The organism is Ruegeria sp. CDSC068 (genome assembly GCF_059610545.1).
This window is the reverse complement of record NZ_JBXWNV010000002.1, coordinates 299,723-315,751: the sequence shown is the minus strand read 5'-3', so window position 1 is coordinate 315,751 and position 16,029 is coordinate 299,723. Positions and strand designations below refer to the sequence as shown.

The following is a 16,029-nucleotide window of genomic DNA, read 5'->3' as shown; positions in this document are numbered from 1 at the left end:
CCCGAAAAATTTAGTCAAAAGGCCAAAGACATGGACCGCAAACTACTCCTTATCATCCTGGACGGTGTTCCGTGGCGCAATTTCCGACGGTTGTTCGGTAACCTTGAAGGTTGGGTCGACAGCGGTGAGGCGCGCGTGTGGAAACTGCGCGCTGTTCTGCCGTCCACATCCGCCAGCTGCTATGCCTCAATCCACACCGGTGTCACACCACAGGAGCATGGCTGTACCGGCAACGGCAATGTCTTTCGCCTAGGCCATAAGGACGTCTTCAGCCAGGTCTGTGAAGCTGGCGGTGTAACCGGCGCTGTCACCCACAGTTATTGGTCGCAGTTCTTCAACCGCCACCCGTTCGATTACGTCCGCGACATCGAATATGATGAGCCTGAGAGCAAGACAATCAACCACGGTCGCTTTCACACCATGACCGGCTATGGCAAAGCTAATCAGATGACCCCGTCCGACGTGGATCTCTATGCCACTCTGACCAACCTTTGCCTGCGTCACGGGCTGGACTACGGCCTGCTGCATGCTTGCACATTGGACAGTATGGGGCACCGTTTCTACCATGATTGCGAAGAGATGGACCACGCTTGTTTCGTCGCGGATGAGATGCTGGCCCCCTTCATCCCGCGTTGGCGGCAACTGGGCTATGAGGTCATCGTGACCGCCGATCACGGCCAGGACGAACGCGGTCATCACGGCGGGCGCGGCCCGCTGCAACAGGAAACGGCACTGTACTACTTTGGCGACGCGGAAGGCCCCGAGGTCGACACGGTAATCGACCAGCTACAGCTGGCGCCTACGATCCTGAATCGCATGGGCGCGCCCATTGCCGCAACGATGAAGGCGAAACCGTTCCTGAAGTGAGAGATCAATCGTAGGGCCAGATCTGCTGGCCCAGCGCCTCGATCGCGACCGAAATCCTCTCAAAACTGTCTGCTGCGCGCTTAACACTGATACGCGCGCGCAGATATCCATGAACGAGACCCGGCTCGTTGATCCAATGCGCCTGCCCTCCGGCAGCGGAAATCTTGTCGCAATAGGCGGAACCGTCATCTCGCAGCGGATCGCAATCTGCGGTCACCACCACGGTTGGCGGCAGGCCCGAGAAATCCGTGTCGTGAAGCGGCGCGAAGGTCGGATCATCTTGCGGGACATCACCACCACAACGCACTTTTTCGTAGAACTGAATCTCATCCAGCGTCAAAAGCGGCGCGTGAGCGTGCTCTATATACGACCCTTTCGTGCTGTCACCACCCAAACCGGGGTAGATCAGGACCTGACCCAGCACATGGTCCAACTTACCTCGTCCGTATTGGGCGACTGCGGCCGCCAGGTTGCCACCGGCACTGTCACCCGCAAGGACAATCGGGTCGCCGAATTCCTGCGCCACCCAGTTTGTCACATTCCAGCTGTCCTGAAATTGCGCCGGGTGGACATGTTCGGGACACAGACGGTAGTCCACGGCCACAACCCGATATCCGGTCTGCGCGCAGATCTCGGCGCAAACATCATCGTGGCTGTCCAGACCTCCAACAACAAATCCGCCACCATGAAAATAAGTGACGGTTCGCGTCGGCTGACCCGCATTGTAGACACGGACAGGCACGCCAAATGCCTGCCTGTCCTCAGTCTCGACCCCCTGCGGGCGGGGTTGGCGAAAGTCGCGACACATCGTGTCGTACACCCGGCGCTGATCCTCGATCGACTGTTCGACCGCATCATCGGGATAGCTTTCAGCCGTTCGTTTTATGAACGCCCAAGTCTCTTCATCAATCAGACGTTCATAATCCATGTTTCCTCCCGGTCAGGCAGCCCACTCCCACGGCCGGGTGAACGATCCCAGCACTTTGCTGACATCGTCCTCTGCGGAACCCTTCGCGTCAAGCTGCGCAACGAGTCCGCGTTTCTTATCGTCGATGACCGAAATGACCCGTGCCTCAAGACCAGCCTCTTCCAACGCGCCGTTATAGATACGCGTGATCGCCTGTTTGCGAAGTTCGGGCTTAAAGACCTTACCGACCGCAGTTTTGGGCAGCTCGTCCAGAATGGTCATGTGCTTGGGTTGTGCCGCGCGTTCATGGACATGCACATTGCAATACTCCATCAGCTCTTTCTCGGTGACCGAGGCTCCATCGACCAATTCGACAAAGGCGCAAGGCACCTCGCCCGAATAGGCGTCAGGCTGCCCGATGGCACCGGCAAACGCGACAGCATCGTGCCCCAGCAGAGCTTCTTCGATCTCGGCCGGGTCAATGTTGTGACCGCCGCGAATGATCAGGTCCTTGGCACGACCTGTGATCCACAGGTAGCCGTCCCCGTCAAAACGTCCCAGATCACCTGTGCGCAGGTATTTGTCGAAGTGGTAAAGACCTACGTTCTTGTCCGCCTCGGTATAGGTATTGCCCGCAAAGACACCGGGATTCGAAATGCAAATCTCACCAATTTCATCTGCGGCGCATTCCTTTGGTCCGTCCGGACCATTCTGCAGGATTTTCACATCTGTATAGGGGAACGGAATACCGATCGAGCCAATCTTCTTTTCCCCGTCCACCGGGTTGCAGGACACCAGACAGGTGGCTTCGGTTAGCCCATAGCCTTCTACGATGGTCACACCGGTCGCTTCTTCGAACCTGCGGAACAGTTCGACGGGCAAAGGCGCTGAACCTGAGAACGCCGTCTTCACGCTTGAGATGTCCGCATCTACGGGTCGCTGCATCTTGGCGGCAATCGCTGTGGGTACGGTGATGATGAACGTTACTTTCCAACGCTCGATCAATTTCCAGAAATTGTCGAAAACACCGTCGCCGCGATATCCCGCAGGCGTTGGGAAGACCACATGGGCGCCCGACGACACAGCAGCCATCATGATCACGTGCACGGCAAAAACGTGGAACATGGGCAGCGGGCACATGATCACGTCCTCGTCCGAGAACAACAGAGTGTTCCCCAGCCAGCCGTTGTAGATAAGGCCCGAGTATTTGTGCTGCGCGACCTTCGGCATGCCCGTTGTGCCGCCGGTGTGGAAATAGCAGGCAACGCGATCTTCCTTGCTGTCTTCGAAAGCCAGTGTCGTTGGCTGCTTGGCCAGTTCTTTATTGAAGTTCTTGTAATCCGCATGGGCCAGTTTTTCCTTGTCGCCCATCTTTGGACGCAGGAACGGCACCAGCCAGGATTTTGGCGGCGTCAGATAGCGGTTGAGGTCAATCTCGAGAATGGTTTTGACGTTGGGCGCGTGGCGCACCGCCTCTTCGACCTTTTGCGCCACATCCGTTTTGGGGAAGGACTTCAACGTCACAACCACTTTGGCACCGGTTTCGCGCAGGATTGCGGCGATCTGCTCGGGCTCTAGTAGCGGGTTGATCGGGTTCACGATCCCTGCGACTGCACCGCCCATCATGGTGACCAGCGTTTCGTTGCAGTTGGGCAGCACATATGCCACCACGTCTTTCTCACCGACACCCAAAGACCGGAACAGGTTCGCTGCCTGATTGACTTTGCCAAGCAGTTGCGACCACGTCAGAGTCTCGGCCTTGTCTGTCGGACCAGACATGAGCTGAAAGCTGACCGCATCACTGTTCGGAAATTTGCCTGCTGTGCGTGACAGCAACTGGTGGAAAGTGACCGGAACATCCCGATCCCCCCACGACATTTCCTGCTCCATTCTCGCCTTGTCTTCCAAACCCACAAAGGCCATGTGACTCCTCCCTGTTTTTCTCCCGCGTCTTGCGCGGTTTTTTCCAAAACAAGATGGAAGCAAAACCCCGCAGGTGCAAGCGACGGGTTAGAGGGGCCACGCCCAAATTTGTAGAATTACGCAGCGGCGTAAAACTGACTTCCCCTACGTCAGGCTATTCTGCCGCAACTCCGTCGGTGAATTGCAGGCGCGCCAGGCGAGCATACAAGCCATCCTGAACGACCAGATCCTCGTGCGTGCCTTGGGCCACGATCTGACCGGCTTCCATCACAACGATCCGATCCGCCTTTTTGACCGTCGCCAGACGGTGGGCCACGATCAGTGTGGTGCGCCCGGCGCGCATCTGGTCAACCGCGCCCTGAACCGCGCGTTCGCTTTCGGCATCCAAGGCCGAAGTCGCCTCGTCCAGCAGCAGAACCGGAGCATCACGCAAGATCGCGCGGGCAATCGCTATGCGTTGTTTCTGACCGCCCGACAGCATAACGCCGCGTTCCCCGACAAAGCTGTCATAGCCTTCGGGCAGTTTCGAGATGAAATCATGTGCCGCAGCTGCACGCGCGGCGGCCTCAACCTCGGCATCCGAGGCGTTCAGACGCCCGAACCGAATATTCTCGCGGGCCGAGGCTGCAAAGATGATCGGGTCCTGGGGCACCAATGCCATGTGCTGCCGGAAATCGGATCGGTCGAGGTCACGCAGGTCAACGCCGTCCAGACTGACATGACCTGCATCCGGATCGTAGAACCGCTGGATCATTTGAATCACTGTGGTTTTGCCTGCACCCGATGGACCAACGAAAGCCACGGTTTCACCCGGTTGGATCGACAGGGTCAGATGGTCCAGTGCCACAACATCCGGACGGGCCGGATAGTGGAAGATCACATCCTCAAAACGAATCTCGCCCCGAACAGGTGTAGGCAGCAATGCTGCCTTATCCGGATCGATCACGGTATCCTGCGCGTTCAGCAATTCCACCAGACGCTCGGTCGCGCCGGCTGCACGTTGCAGCTCGCTCCAAATCTCAGAGAGGGCGGCGACAGAGCCGGCCATGATGATTGAATAGATCACGAACTGGATCAGAACACCTTCGGTCATCACGCCGTTACGAACGTCGTTTGCCCCCATCCACAGCACGCCGACGATGCCCGAAAATACAAGGAAGATAACGATTACCGTCATCACGGCGCGCGTTTGAATACGCCGAAGAGAAACCGCATAAGAGGTTTCGGTCATATCGCCGAACTGCTGCCGGCTGGCTTTTTCATGCGTAAAGGCCTGAACGGTTTGCACCGCGCTCAGTGCCTCTCCTGCGTTGCCCGACGAGGCCGCGATCCAGTCCTGATTTTCGCGGCTGAGGACCCGCAGACGACGCCCCAGTACAAGTATCGGCACCACCACCACCGGGATCAGCAAAAGCACCATTCCCGTTAGCTTGGCCGAGGTCAGCAGCATCAGAACCAAACCACCCGCGAACAAAAGCATATTGCGCAAGGCAATGGATACGGACGATCCCAGCACAGACTGAATCAGGGTCGTGTCCGTTGTGATACGGCTGAGAACCTCTCCGGTCATGACCCGTTCATAGAACTCGGGGCTCATCCCGATAACGCGGTTAAACACGGCCTTGCGGATATCGGCCACGACGCGCTCACCCAACCGGGTCACCAGCGCATATCGGATGCCAGTTCCCACCGCCAAAATCGCGGCAATGCCCAGCGCAGCCAGAAAGTACCAATCTAGCAGCTCGCCATCTTCAATTCGGAAATTATCGACGACGCGACGCACCGCAAGCGGCAAGGTCAGCGTCATGCTGGCTGTCAACACCAGTGCCAGAACCGCACCCGTCATCAGGGCCCGATACGGCTTCATAAATGGCCAAAGAGACGACAGAACGCCTATCTTCCGCGATCCGGCACGCTCTTCCGTGGCACCGGGTGCAGGTTTGCCCTTGGGCGTGGCTGAGGCAGAGTTCGCCATAATTGGCCCTTACGTCTTTTTCGCACTTAAGTGTTCGCTTCTTGGCGGCCACGGCAAGCCGGGTCAAGAACCACAATATATGACCCAACATAAAAGGGCCATTTGACGCAGAATTTTAGGGCTGATTTGGAGCGGGCGGCGGGAATCGAACCCGCTTCATCAGCTTGGAAGGCTGAGGTAATAGCCAGTATACGACGCCCGCTCAGCGCTGGTCGGTTTAAGCGATGCGTCAGATGTCGTCAAGCGCCGTTCGAAGCCAGATTTCAAATTCGTCGACAAAAATTGACAGGCGGTATATCGCATCCCGCAGACAGTCGTTCTGGCAGTTAAAGACAAACTCAAGATTGCGCGGGCAGCCATTCGCAACGGCTGAAATCGGCAGATATCCGGATCGCCGAACCGTATTCTAAGACCGTTGGCGGGGCCAACCCGATCAGCTGAGCCGGATAAGAAGTGGCCGCCGCCAGTGCGTCCTGCAACGGCACACCGACTTGGTTGACCAACAAGCCAACGGCGGTCGTTAGGTCCAAATCTGCGCCGGCCAGCGTTCCGTCCGTCAGTGTCAACCTGCCGTCGGTTCGCGTGATTTTGCGGCCTTCAAGGGTGAATTCGGTTTGATCCGTACCCGCCACAGCCATTGCATCGCTGACCAGAAAGATTTGACCCGGTGCAGTTTTCGCAGCCCAGGCAGCGCGCATCGCGGCGGGGTGCACATGGACACCATCGGCAATCAGCCCTGCAGACAGCGTTCCGCTGGCCAGCGCCGCGCCGACGAGGCCGGGTTCACGATTGCCAAGCTGGCTCATCGCGTTGAACAGATGGGTTACGCAACGCGCACCGGCGGCAGCATACCGCTGGCAAGTCGCAAAATCCGCATCGCTGTGCCCGAGCGAAATAAGGATACCAGCGTCGCTCATGGCGCGGACCTGCTGCTCGGACACAGCTTCGGGGGCGACAGTTACCTTCAGGCAGGGAAGTGCATTAGCCGCTTCTATCAGCGTGTTCAAATCCGCCGCTTCCATCGGCCTTATCAAATTACCGTCGTGCGCCCCTTTCCGCGCGACCGACAAATGCGGCCCTTCCAAATGCAGCCCTGCAACGCCCGGCACCTGTTCACGTACCGCCTCGATCGTCGCATCTATTGCTGCGCGGGTTTTGGCGGGTTCGTCGGTGATCAGAGTGGGCAGCAGCGAAATCACACCCAATCGGCGATGGGCGCCGGCAATTCTGCGGATCGTTTCGACCGACGGATCATCGTTGAACATAACGCCATCGCCGCCATTAACCTGCAGATCCACAAAACCGGGGCTGAGGATATCGCCGTTCAGATCTACAACGTCCTTTTCTTCGGTCACCTCAGCGTCGGGGAAAACTTCACCCACGCGCCCCTCGCGAAAAACAATCGCGTGGCCGTTTAACAACCGGCTGCCGTCGAAAATCGGCCCGTTTCGAAAGATCACCTTGCGTTCTGTCATACCGTTTCGGTCACTTTTTTAAGGTGCCGCGGTGCGTCCGGGTCGATCCCCCGCGCACTGGCGACGGCCTCTACCATGCTGTAGAAAGACGTAATCGCCGTTATTGGGTCGGTGATCCAATGATCCGTTCGAACCACTGGCAGAGCCTGCGCACGCGATACTTTGGTGGTCGTCGCAAAAACCGCAGCACCTTTTTCGGCCAAGGCATCAGCCGCATCGGCAGTCGCCTGTTCGGCTGCATCATTGGCCGCGAACGAAATCACCGGAAACCCTTCTGCGACAATCGACACCGGGCCATGCAGCACTTCGGCCGCTGAATAGCTCTCGGCATGGATTTGGCATGTCTCTTTGATCTTCAATGCAGCTTCGTCAGAGATCGCATAAGAAGGCCCCCGACCAAGCGTAAACAAAGACCGCCCGCTGATTGTTTCGGCTGCAGACGACCAATCGCATTGGGCCGCTCGCGCCAGGTATTCGGGCAAGGATTGGATCGCCCCGATCAATTCAGCATCCTCTTTGACCTCGGCCAGCAACCATAGACCTGACACCAACGAGGTCACAAATGTCTTGGTTGCTGCGACGCTCAGTTCCGGCCCCGCGTGCAATGGCAGAACTGCATCCGCCACGTCGGCCAGGCGCGATTCCGAGTTGTTGGTCACCGCAATTGTCAGTGCGCCAGAGTTTCGCAAAGACCCTGTGAGGCCAACGATATCCGGGCTTTGGCCGGATTGCGAAATGGACAGGCAGACAGATCCTTTTGCCCTGAGATCCACCCCGTAAATCGAACTGACGGATGGCCCTACTGAGGCAACCGGTAATCCAAGAAGCAGTTCACTGGCATATTTCAAATAGCTGCAGGCATGGTCGGATGATCCCCGGGCGACCGAGATCAAAAAACGTGGATCCGTATCCCTTACGCTTTGCACAGCTGCTCGGATATTGTCTGCCCCCGTGCTGAGCAATCTGTCGACGGCATCAGGGATCTCCAGAATTTCCTGACGCATTTTCGAGTTCTTTTCGGACATTTGATCCCGGTCCTTCCGGTTATAGGCGCAATTCAGCGACAAAGTCATAAGCGTCGCCGCGATAGAGCGACCGCGTCATCTCTGCGACCCGCCCGTTTTTTAAAAATGAGATACGCTCAATGTTCAGCCCCGCCGCACCTTCGGGCACCTCCAGCAGTTCCGCTTCTCGCGCGGCTAGATTCAGAGCCGATATCTTTTGCACCGCGCGCACCGGGCGGCGCCCCAGACCATCAAGCACTTCGTACAGAGACGTCGTGACTTCGATTGGGTTCGGCAGGATATCCAGTGGCAGCGCAGCACGTTCCAACGCCAGCGGACGCCCGTCCGCCTCGCGCAGGCGGTAAATGCGGGATATCTGCTCACCATCTGACAGATTCAGCGCAGTGACCTCTTCCGGGGTTGGCGCAAATACTCCGCGCTCCAACCATTTTGACGTCGTCTCCATCCCCCGGCTCGACATATCTTCGGTGAACGAGGTCAGGTGTTTCAGCGATTGTTCAACCCTTTGAACACGTTCTCGAATGAAGGACCCTGACCCCTGACGTTGCTCGATTACACCTTCCTGCACCAGCTCCTGAATCGCCTTGCGCACGGTTACGCGGGATAATTCTGTGATTTCCACCAGCTCCCGTTCGGATGGCAGCGATGAGTTCGGCGCAAGGACGCCCGTATCGATCCCCTCTTGCAACCTGCGCCGCAACTGCACGTAGCGGGGACCATTTTCCGAGGTCAGCCAAAGATCAGAGCGTAGGAATTCAGCAATGCTCATGCGGGACCTCCTTCGCCAAAGCCAGTGCCCCGGTCAACGGCTCGCCCGATGGAGGGCGTATCTCTGACTGCATGGCAGCAGGCAGATAGTGCGCATAATGCGGAGAGATACCGCCGGTCAGGCAGATCGCGACTTCTGGCTGCCATCCGAGACGTGCCGCCATATCGGCGATGTAAGTAGCACCGGCCTGCATAATTTTTCTGGCGACGTCGTCTCCGGAAACTGCTGCAGTGGTAACCATCGGGGCCAACGCGCCGAACTCTGTCGGCGTCGCCCGCCCGGCAAATTCGACGATCCCTGCACTACCGCCAAAATCATCCAGCAATTTCTGCGTAAGATCGCTAGTGACCTGAATTCCATCCATGGAATTCAATGCTTCTGCCAATGCAAAACGACCAACCCATTGCGCAGATGCCTCATCCCCCAATACTGGCCCCCACCCCCCGGCAAACCGCATCACCCGATCCTTCTGCGAAGCAACAAAGGACCCCGTGCCACAATGGGCGATCAAGCCGTCCTGAGACGCGAGCGCGCCCCGCAGCGCGGCTGGTCGATCATCGGAAACGCGTGCCCGCGTTAGGCCCAGCGCGCGCTGCACGCGACGGGCAATATGGTCATCTGTGACGCCAGCCAATCCAACAAAGGCGGGCAACTGAGTCAGGTCCTGAACATCTACAGCAAGCGTTTGCGCGATCTGGGTGATCCCCGATTTCATCTGCAGAACGGACGCATCGAAATCTGTCGAGACATTGGCAGCCCCGGTTTCAACAGAATGGACAATACCATCGACTTCACATGCAACCCGACATCGGGTTCCGCCACCATCTATGGCCAGTACAGAATTGCTCAGAGACTCAGTCATGACAATACCATTATAATACCTATTTGAATTTAGGAAGGCCAAAATAGGCCGATTTCTGCAGCTTTTCTCTGTTTTGATACAAAATACGTTGATTTCCGCTGGAAAAAATTAAATTATGGACAAGTGGTATTGAATAGGTATTGTAGTGAGAACCGCAAGGGGGGATTCTTTTGACGCTGCCGCCGACCGAACAACTGCATCCAGACGCCAACAAGCTGGACCCACAAGACCCTGTCGCCTCTGCTCGGGCGCTGCTTGAGGGGCAGATTGCAGCCGCGACCTCAGCGCGTGGCGCATTGGACGCGATCGCGCGGGGCGGCAACGCCATGGCGCAGACCATCCGCGCCGGCGGCGTGCTGCACTATGTGGCCGCAGGCTCGTCCGGGTTGATGGCCGCTGCCGACGCGCAAGAGCTGGGCGGCACCTTCTCAATCCCTGCGAACCAACTCCGTATTCATATGGCAGGCGGCCTGCCTACCGGTGTCGAAATGCCCGGAGGCGCAGAAGACGAAGCCGACGGACTAGCGGACGCGCTTTCGACATTGCAACCGACGGATACAATCATCGCAGTGTCCGCAAGCGGATCGACGCCATACACCCTGACCGCCAGCAATATCGCACAGTCATTTGGCGCAACCGTTATCGGAATTGCCAATAACGCAGGCAGCCCTTTGCTGGAAAGCGCAGATATCCCAGTTCTTTTGGCAACGCCGCCGGAATTGGTCTCGGGTTCGACGCGTATGGGTGCTGGAACAGCTCAGAAAATCGCCCTGAACATGCTGTCGTCTCTCATGGCACTGCAACTTGGCCATGTTCACGGCGGCATGATGGTCAACCTGCGCGCCGACAACGACAAGTTGCGCGCGCGGGCGACGGGGATCGTCGCGCGGATCGCCAAAGTTGATACAAAAAAAGCAAAACTCGCGCTGGACGCCGCGAACGGAGACGTGAAGCCGGCGGTGCTAGTCGCTGCACGTGGCATATCACCCAAAGATGCCTCGGCCGTTCTGGACGCAAGCGGCGGGGTTCTGAAATCCGCACTGGAACAAGATAAATAACTGCTAACCAACTGGGAGAACACGAATGAAACGCAATAGCCTGAAACTGGCCTTACTGGGCACGACCCTGATGGCTTCAAGCGCCTATGCCGAGGACGTCACGCTGATCATCGAAAGCTGGCGCAATGACGACCTGACCTTGTGGCAGGAACAGATCATCCCGGCGTTCGAAGCCAAACATCCTGGGATCAAACTGCAGTTCACCCCATCAGCTCCCGCGGAATACAACGCCGTGCTGAACTCGAAACTGGATGCGGGTTCGGCCGGTGATCTTATCACATGCCGTCCGTTTGATGCGTCGCTGGCACTGTATGAGGCCGGGCACTTGACCGATCTGTCCTCGGTCGAAGCGATGAGCAACTTTTCGGACGTAGCCAAGTCGGCATGGCAGACGGATGACGGCTCAGCCAGCTTCTGTGTTCCCATGGCGTCGGTGATCCATGGCTTCATTTACAACAAGGATGCGTTTGCTGAGTTGGGCATCGAAGTCCCAACGACTGAAGAAGAGTTCTTTGCCGCACTCGACAAGATCAAGGAAGACGGCACTTACATCCCAATGGCGATGGGCACCAACGATCAGTGGGAAGCCGCCACAATGGGCTACAACAACATCGGCCCGAACTATTGGAAAGGTGAAGAAGGTCGCCAGGCCCTTATCGCTGGCGAACAGAAACTGACGGATGAAGCCTGGACCGCTCCCTACGCCACTCTGGCACGCTGGGGACAGTATCTGGGCGACGGGTATGAGGCACAAACCTATCCCGACAGCCAGAACATCTTCACCCTGGGCCGGGCTGCGATCTACCCTGCCGGATCGTGGGAAATCGCTGGCTTCAACACACAAGCCGACTTTGAGATGGGCGCGTTCAAGCCGCCGGTCCAAAACGCGGGCGACACTTGCTATATCTCTGACCACACGGATATCGGCATCGGCATGAATGCTGCTTCCGAGCACCCCGAGGCCGCTGAGACCTTCCTCGCGTGGGTCGCAAGCCCCGAATTTGCCGAAATCTTTGGCAACGCCGTACCGGGCTTCTTCCCGCTGTCCAACACTCCGGTCGAGCTGGCAGATCCGTTGGCCAAAGAGTTCGTCGGTTGGCGCGACGAGTGTGAATCGACCATCCGTTCGACATATCAGATCCTGTCGCGCGGCACGCCGAACCTTGAGAACGAGACCTGGGGCGCATCCGTTGCCGCCATCAAGGGTGCCAACAGCCCCGAAGAACTGGGCGCCGACCTGCAAAAAGGTCTGTCCTCCTGGTACGCTCCGCACCAGTAAGCGCTGATCTGACATATACCCGGGCGGCGGTGATCGCCCGGGTATCCCCGACACCCCATTGAAAGCAGTCCCATGAACCGCCCCCGCTTCCGCTGGCATATCCTTGTGTTTCTTGCACCGGCCGTTCTTGTTTACACGGCGGTGATGATCTTCCCGCTGTTCAACACGCTGCGTCTGGCGCTCTACACCGAGATTGACCAAAGCCGCGTTTTCGTTGGATTGCAGAACTTTCAAACCCTGTTCTTTGATCCGATCTGGTCCGAACAGTTCTGGAACGCCTTGGGCAATAACTTCTGGTTCTTCCTGATCCACATGCTGGTTCAAAACCCGATCGGGATCGCCTTGGCCGCCCTGCTCAGCCACCCGCGCCTGAGGTTTGCGGCCTTGTATCGGTCGGCGATCTTCATTCCCACGATCCTGAGCTTTGTGATTGTCGGGTTCGCGTGGAAACTGATACTCTCGCCGATCTGGGGCATTGCGCCGTCGATGCTGGATGCCGTCGGGCTCAAGTCGCTGTTCGCCCCATGGCTGGGGAAAGAGGAATACGCCTTGACCACACTGGCGCTGATTTCGGTCTGGCAGTTTGTCGGCATCCCGATGATGTTGATCTACGCCGCCTTGTTGACCATTCCGGAAGAAATCCTTGAGGCTGGAGAGATCGACGGGATCACCGGAACTGCGGCCTTCTGGAAGATCAAACTGCCGCTGATCCTGCCCTCGATCGGGATCATCTCGATCTTGACCTTCGTGGGGAATTTCAACGCTTTCGATCTGATCTACGCGTCACAAGGCGCGCTGGCGGGGCCGGATTTCTCGACCGATATTCTTGGTACCTTCATGTACCGCACATTCTTTGGCTTCCAGCTGCAACTGGGTGACCCGCATATGGGTTCGGCTATCGCCGGGGCGATGTTCGCCATCATCCTTGTGGGAGTCTGCATCTACCTGTTCGGCATCCAGACCCGGATGCGCCGGTATCAATTGTGAGGGCCACGCGATGAACAAAGCACGTCATAACCCCCTCAACATGGTCGCGATGCACGGCGCGCTGATCCTGTACACACTGATCGCGCTGTTTCCGGTCTTTGTCATCCTGATCAACAGCTTCAAATCCCGCCGCGCGATCTTTCGCGAACCATTGGCTCTGCCCAATGCTGACAGCTTCTCGATGATTGGCTATGAGACGGTGATGAAGCAGGGGGACTTCTTCCTGTATTTCCAGAACTCGATGATCGTCACAGTGGCGTCGCTGTCCTTTATCCTGTTGTTCGGCGCGATGGCCGCCTATGCGTTGTCGGAATACCAGTTCAAGGGCAACCTGATCATGGGGCTGTATCTGGCGCTGGGGATCATGATCCCCATCCGTATCGGCACCGTGGCGATCCTTGAGATGATGGTGGCGACCGGGCTGGTAAACTCGCTCTGGGCGCTTATCCTGGTGTATACTGCCCAAGGGTTGCCATTGGCCGTATTCATCCTGTCCGAATTCATGCGTCAAGTCAGCGATGACCTGAAGAATGCCGGGCGCATCGACGGTTTGTCCGAATACACGATATTCTTTCGCCTTGTTCTGCCTCTAGTCAGGCCCGCGATGGCGACCGTGGCCGTGTTCAACATGATCCCGATCTGGAACGACCTTTGGTTCCCGTTGATCCTCGCCCCAGCCGAAGAAACCAAGACCCTGACGCTGGGCAGCCAAGTGTTCATCGGCCAGTTCGTGACGGACTGGAACGCGGTCCTGTCGGCCCTGTCGATGGCAATCCTGCCGGTGCTTGTCCTGTATGTCATCTTCTCGCGCCAGCTGATCCGCGGCATCACATCCGGAGCAGTCAAATGACCCGCGTTCTGATTGCAGGCCTCGGCAATATGGGTTTGAGCCACGCGTTAGCCCATCACCACCACCCTGACGCGCAGATCGTTGGCTTGGTGAACCGGTCTGGTCGTGTGGATCATCCAGACCTTGCTGGCTATCCGGTGTTTACCGAATTCGACACGGCGCTGGCTGAAACGAAACCCGATCTGGTCGTGGTCGCCACCTACTCTGATAGCCACGCGGATTTCGCCTGCGCGGCGATGGAGGCTGGCGCACATGTGTTTGTTGAAAAACCGCTGGCCACTAATGTCGCCGACGCCCGGCGTGTCGTCGAAACAGCAACGCGGCTGAATCGTAAGCTGGTGGTTGGATATATCCTGCGCCATCACCCCTCTTGGATGCGGCTGATTGACGAGGCGCGCAATCTTGGCGGGCCCTACGTGTTCCGGTTGAACCTGAACCAGCAGTCGTCAGGCGCGGAATGGGAAACGCATAAGGCACTGATGCAGACGACTTCGCCCATTGTCGATTGCGGCGTGCACTATGTCGACGTGATGTGCCAGATCACCGACGCGCAGCCCGTCCGGGTGCATGGTATGGGCCTGCGCCTGTCGGATGAAATCGCGCCGGATATGTATAATTACGGCCAGTTTCAGGTGGTCTTCGACGACAGCTCTGTCGGCTGGTACGAGGCTGGATGGGGCCCGATGATGTCGGAGACCGCGTTCTTTGTGAAAGATATTGTGTCGCCCAACGGGTCGGTCTCGATCACCGACGGAAACAAGGGTGCGTCTGCCGACATCGACGGCCATACCAAAGTCGGCGGCTTGCTGGTCCATACACCGCAAGGCGACCACACGATCGAGATGCCGGACGAACCCGGCCATCAAGACCTTTGTGATGCTGAGCAGGCTTATGTGCTGCGCGCCATCGCCGAAGATATCGACCTGACCCGTCATATGAATGACGCCGTCCAATCGCTCGCCATTTGTCTGGCTGCGGATCAAAGTATCCGAACCGGCCAGCCCGTTTCCCTTGAGGAGCCCGCATCATGACCGCCCTGACGCTGAACAATGTGAACAAGTCCTTTGGCAACGTGCATGTCCTGAAAGACATCACCCTGGAGGTCGAAGAAGGCGAATTCGTCGTCTTTGTCGGACCGTCGGGCTGTGGCAAGTCCACCCTGTTGCGCGTGATTGCAGGGCTAGAGGATGCATCGTCAGGTGAGATCAACATTGGCGGGCAGCAAGTCAATCTGGTGCCACCATCCAAGCGTGGGATCGCGATGGTTTTCCAAAGCTATGCGCTCTACCCTCACCTCAGCGTTCGGGGCAATATGACCCTTGCGCTGAAGCAGGAAAAGCAGCCCAAATCGGAAATCGAAGGCCGTGTCGCCAAAGCCAGCCGGATGCTGAACCTTGAACCCTATTTGGACCGTTACCCGTCCGAGCTGTCAGGTGGCCAGCGCCAGCGCGTCGCCATCGGGCGCGCCATTGTGCGTGAACCTAAACTGTTCCTGTTTGATGAGCCGCTGTCCAATCTGGACGCCGCCCTGCGAATGAACACTCGGATCGAGATCGCCAATCTGCACCGTGCTTTGGATGCATCGATGATCTACGTCACCCATGACCAGACCGAAGCCATGACGTTGGCCGACAAGATCGTTGTTTTGCGCGATGGTCGGGTCGAGCAGATCGGTAGCCCGATGGAACTGTACAACAACCCCGCAAATCAATTCGTCGCCGGGTTCCTGGGCTCACCTTCCATGAACTTCCTGCCTGAAGCGTTAGTTCAAGAAAGCGGTCAGAACACGATCGGAATTCGCCCCGAGGACCTGTTCCTGTCAGATGACGGCCCGCTTGCCGCGCGTGTCAGCCATGTGGAAAAGTTGGGCGGGGACACCAATGTGATAGCCAAAGTTCAGGACCACGACGTCACAGCCCGTTTGTTTGGCCAGCATGCCATCGCCGAAGGTCAGGAGTTGCGATTCGGATATGCATCCGAGAAGGCCTATCGCTTTGACGAAGCAGGGCAGCGGCTGGCTTAAACCGGCATATTGCTGGGATCACACAACCT

14 protein-coding genes and 1 tRNA gene are annotated in these 16,029 nt (G+C 57.6%); 7 read left to right on the top strand and 8 right to left on the bottom strand.

Annotated features, from left to right (window positions below; genetic code table 11):
• The first annotated feature begins 30 nt into the window (after positions 1–30).
• Entirely contained in the window at positions 31–867 is an 837-nt protein-coding gene (locus tag AC2FID_RS06240; protein WP_496720721.1) for an alkaline phosphatase family protein, read from the top strand.
• Between the two features lie 4 nt (positions 868–871).
• On the opposite strand, the gene AC2FID_RS06235 is transcribed toward AC2FID_RS06240, so the two are convergent.
• The 8 genes from AC2FID_RS06235 to AC2FID_RS06200 all read right to left on the bottom strand — a co-directional run bounded on the left by AC2FID_RS06235 (position 872) and on the right by AC2FID_RS06200 (position 9,803).
• Positions 872–1,795, bottom strand: a complete 924-nt coding sequence (locus AC2FID_RS06235; protein ID WP_496835937.1) for an alpha/beta hydrolase — start codon at positions 1,793–1,795, stop codon at positions 872–874.
• A gap of 12 nt (positions 1,796–1,807) precedes the next feature.
• Positions 1,808–3,697: an acyl-CoA synthetase gene (locus tag AC2FID_RS06230; RefSeq protein ID WP_496835936.1), complete on the bottom strand. Its 1,890-nt coding sequence runs from the start codon at positions 3,695–3,697 to the stop codon at positions 1,808–1,810.
• A 154-nt stretch (positions 3,698–3,851) separates the two neighbouring features.
• Positions 3,852–5,672, bottom strand: coding sequence for an ABC transporter transmembrane domain-containing protein (locus AC2FID_RS06225; RefSeq protein ID WP_496835934.1), 1,821 nt, complete (start codon positions 5,670–5,672; stop codon positions 3,852–3,854).
• Positions 5,673–5,799: 127 nt separating this feature from the next.
• A tRNA-Gly gene (locus AC2FID_RS06220) sits at positions 5,800–5,874 on the bottom strand.
• 136 nt (positions 5,875–6,010) lie between these two features.
• The gene (gene nagA, locus AC2FID_RS06215) at positions 6,011–7,147 is read right to left on the bottom strand and encodes an N-acetylglucosamine-6-phosphate deacetylase (RefSeq protein WP_496835933.1); all 1,137 of its coding nucleotides are present in this window, start codon (positions 7,145–7,147) and stop codon (positions 6,011–6,013) included.
• Positions 7,144–8,172 (bottom strand): SIS domain-containing protein, encoded by a 1,029-nt coding sequence (locus tag AC2FID_RS06210; RefSeq protein ID WP_496836130.1) that lies wholly within the window; start codon positions 8,170–8,172, stop codon positions 7,144–7,146. Before AC2FID_RS06210 ends, nagA begins: the two co-directional genes overlap by 4 nt.
• 19 nt (positions 8,173–8,191) lie before the next feature.
• Complete coding sequence (locus tag AC2FID_RS06205; RefSeq protein ID WP_058275597.1) at positions 8,192–8,941, bottom strand: GntR family transcriptional regulator; 750 nt, start codon at positions 8,939–8,941, stop codon at positions 8,192–8,194.
• Complete coding sequence (locus AC2FID_RS06200) at positions 8,928–9,803, bottom strand: glucosamine kinase nucleotide-binding domain-containing protein (protein ID WP_496835930.1); 876 nt, start codon at positions 9,801–9,803, stop codon at positions 8,928–8,930. Before AC2FID_RS06200 ends, AC2FID_RS06205 begins: the two co-directional genes overlap by 14 nt.
• Positions 9,804–9,973: 170 nt before the next feature.
• On the opposite strand from AC2FID_RS06200, the gene AC2FID_RS06195 reads away from it, so the two are divergent.
• The 6 genes from AC2FID_RS06195 (at position 9,974) to AC2FID_RS06170 (ending at position 16,000) form a co-directional block, all read left to right on the top strand.
• Positions 9,974–10,861: an N-acetylmuramic acid 6-phosphate etherase gene (locus AC2FID_RS06195; RefSeq protein WP_496835928.1), complete on the top strand. Its 888-nt coding sequence runs from the start codon at positions 9,974–9,976 to the stop codon at positions 10,859–10,861.
• 25 nt (positions 10,862–10,886) lie between these two features.
• The gene (locus AC2FID_RS06190) at positions 10,887–12,140 is read left to right on the top strand and encodes an ABC transporter substrate-binding protein (RefSeq protein ID WP_058275595.1); all 1,254 of its coding nucleotides are present in this window, start codon (positions 10,887–10,889) and stop codon (positions 12,138–12,140) included.
• Between the two features lie 72 nt (positions 12,141–12,212).
• Positions 12,213–13,127: a carbohydrate ABC transporter permease gene (locus AC2FID_RS06185; protein ID WP_058275594.1), complete on the top strand. Its 915-nt coding sequence runs from the start codon at positions 12,213–12,215 to the stop codon at positions 13,125–13,127.
• Between the two features lie 10 nt (positions 13,128–13,137).
• Entirely contained in the window at positions 13,138–13,977 is an 840-nt protein-coding gene (locus AC2FID_RS06180) for a carbohydrate ABC transporter permease (RefSeq protein WP_058275926.1), read from the top strand.
• Positions 13,974–15,008, top strand: a complete 1,035-nt coding sequence (locus AC2FID_RS06175) for a Gfo/Idh/MocA family protein (protein WP_496835925.1) — start codon at positions 13,974–13,976, stop codon at positions 15,006–15,008. Before AC2FID_RS06180 ends, AC2FID_RS06175 begins: the two co-directional genes overlap by 4 nt.
• Positions 15,005–16,000, top strand: coding sequence for an ABC transporter ATP-binding protein (locus tag AC2FID_RS06170; protein WP_058275591.1), 996 nt, complete (start codon positions 15,005–15,007; stop codon positions 15,998–16,000). Before AC2FID_RS06175 ends, AC2FID_RS06170 begins: the two co-directional genes overlap by 4 nt.
• Positions 16,001–16,029: the final 29 nt, after the last annotated feature.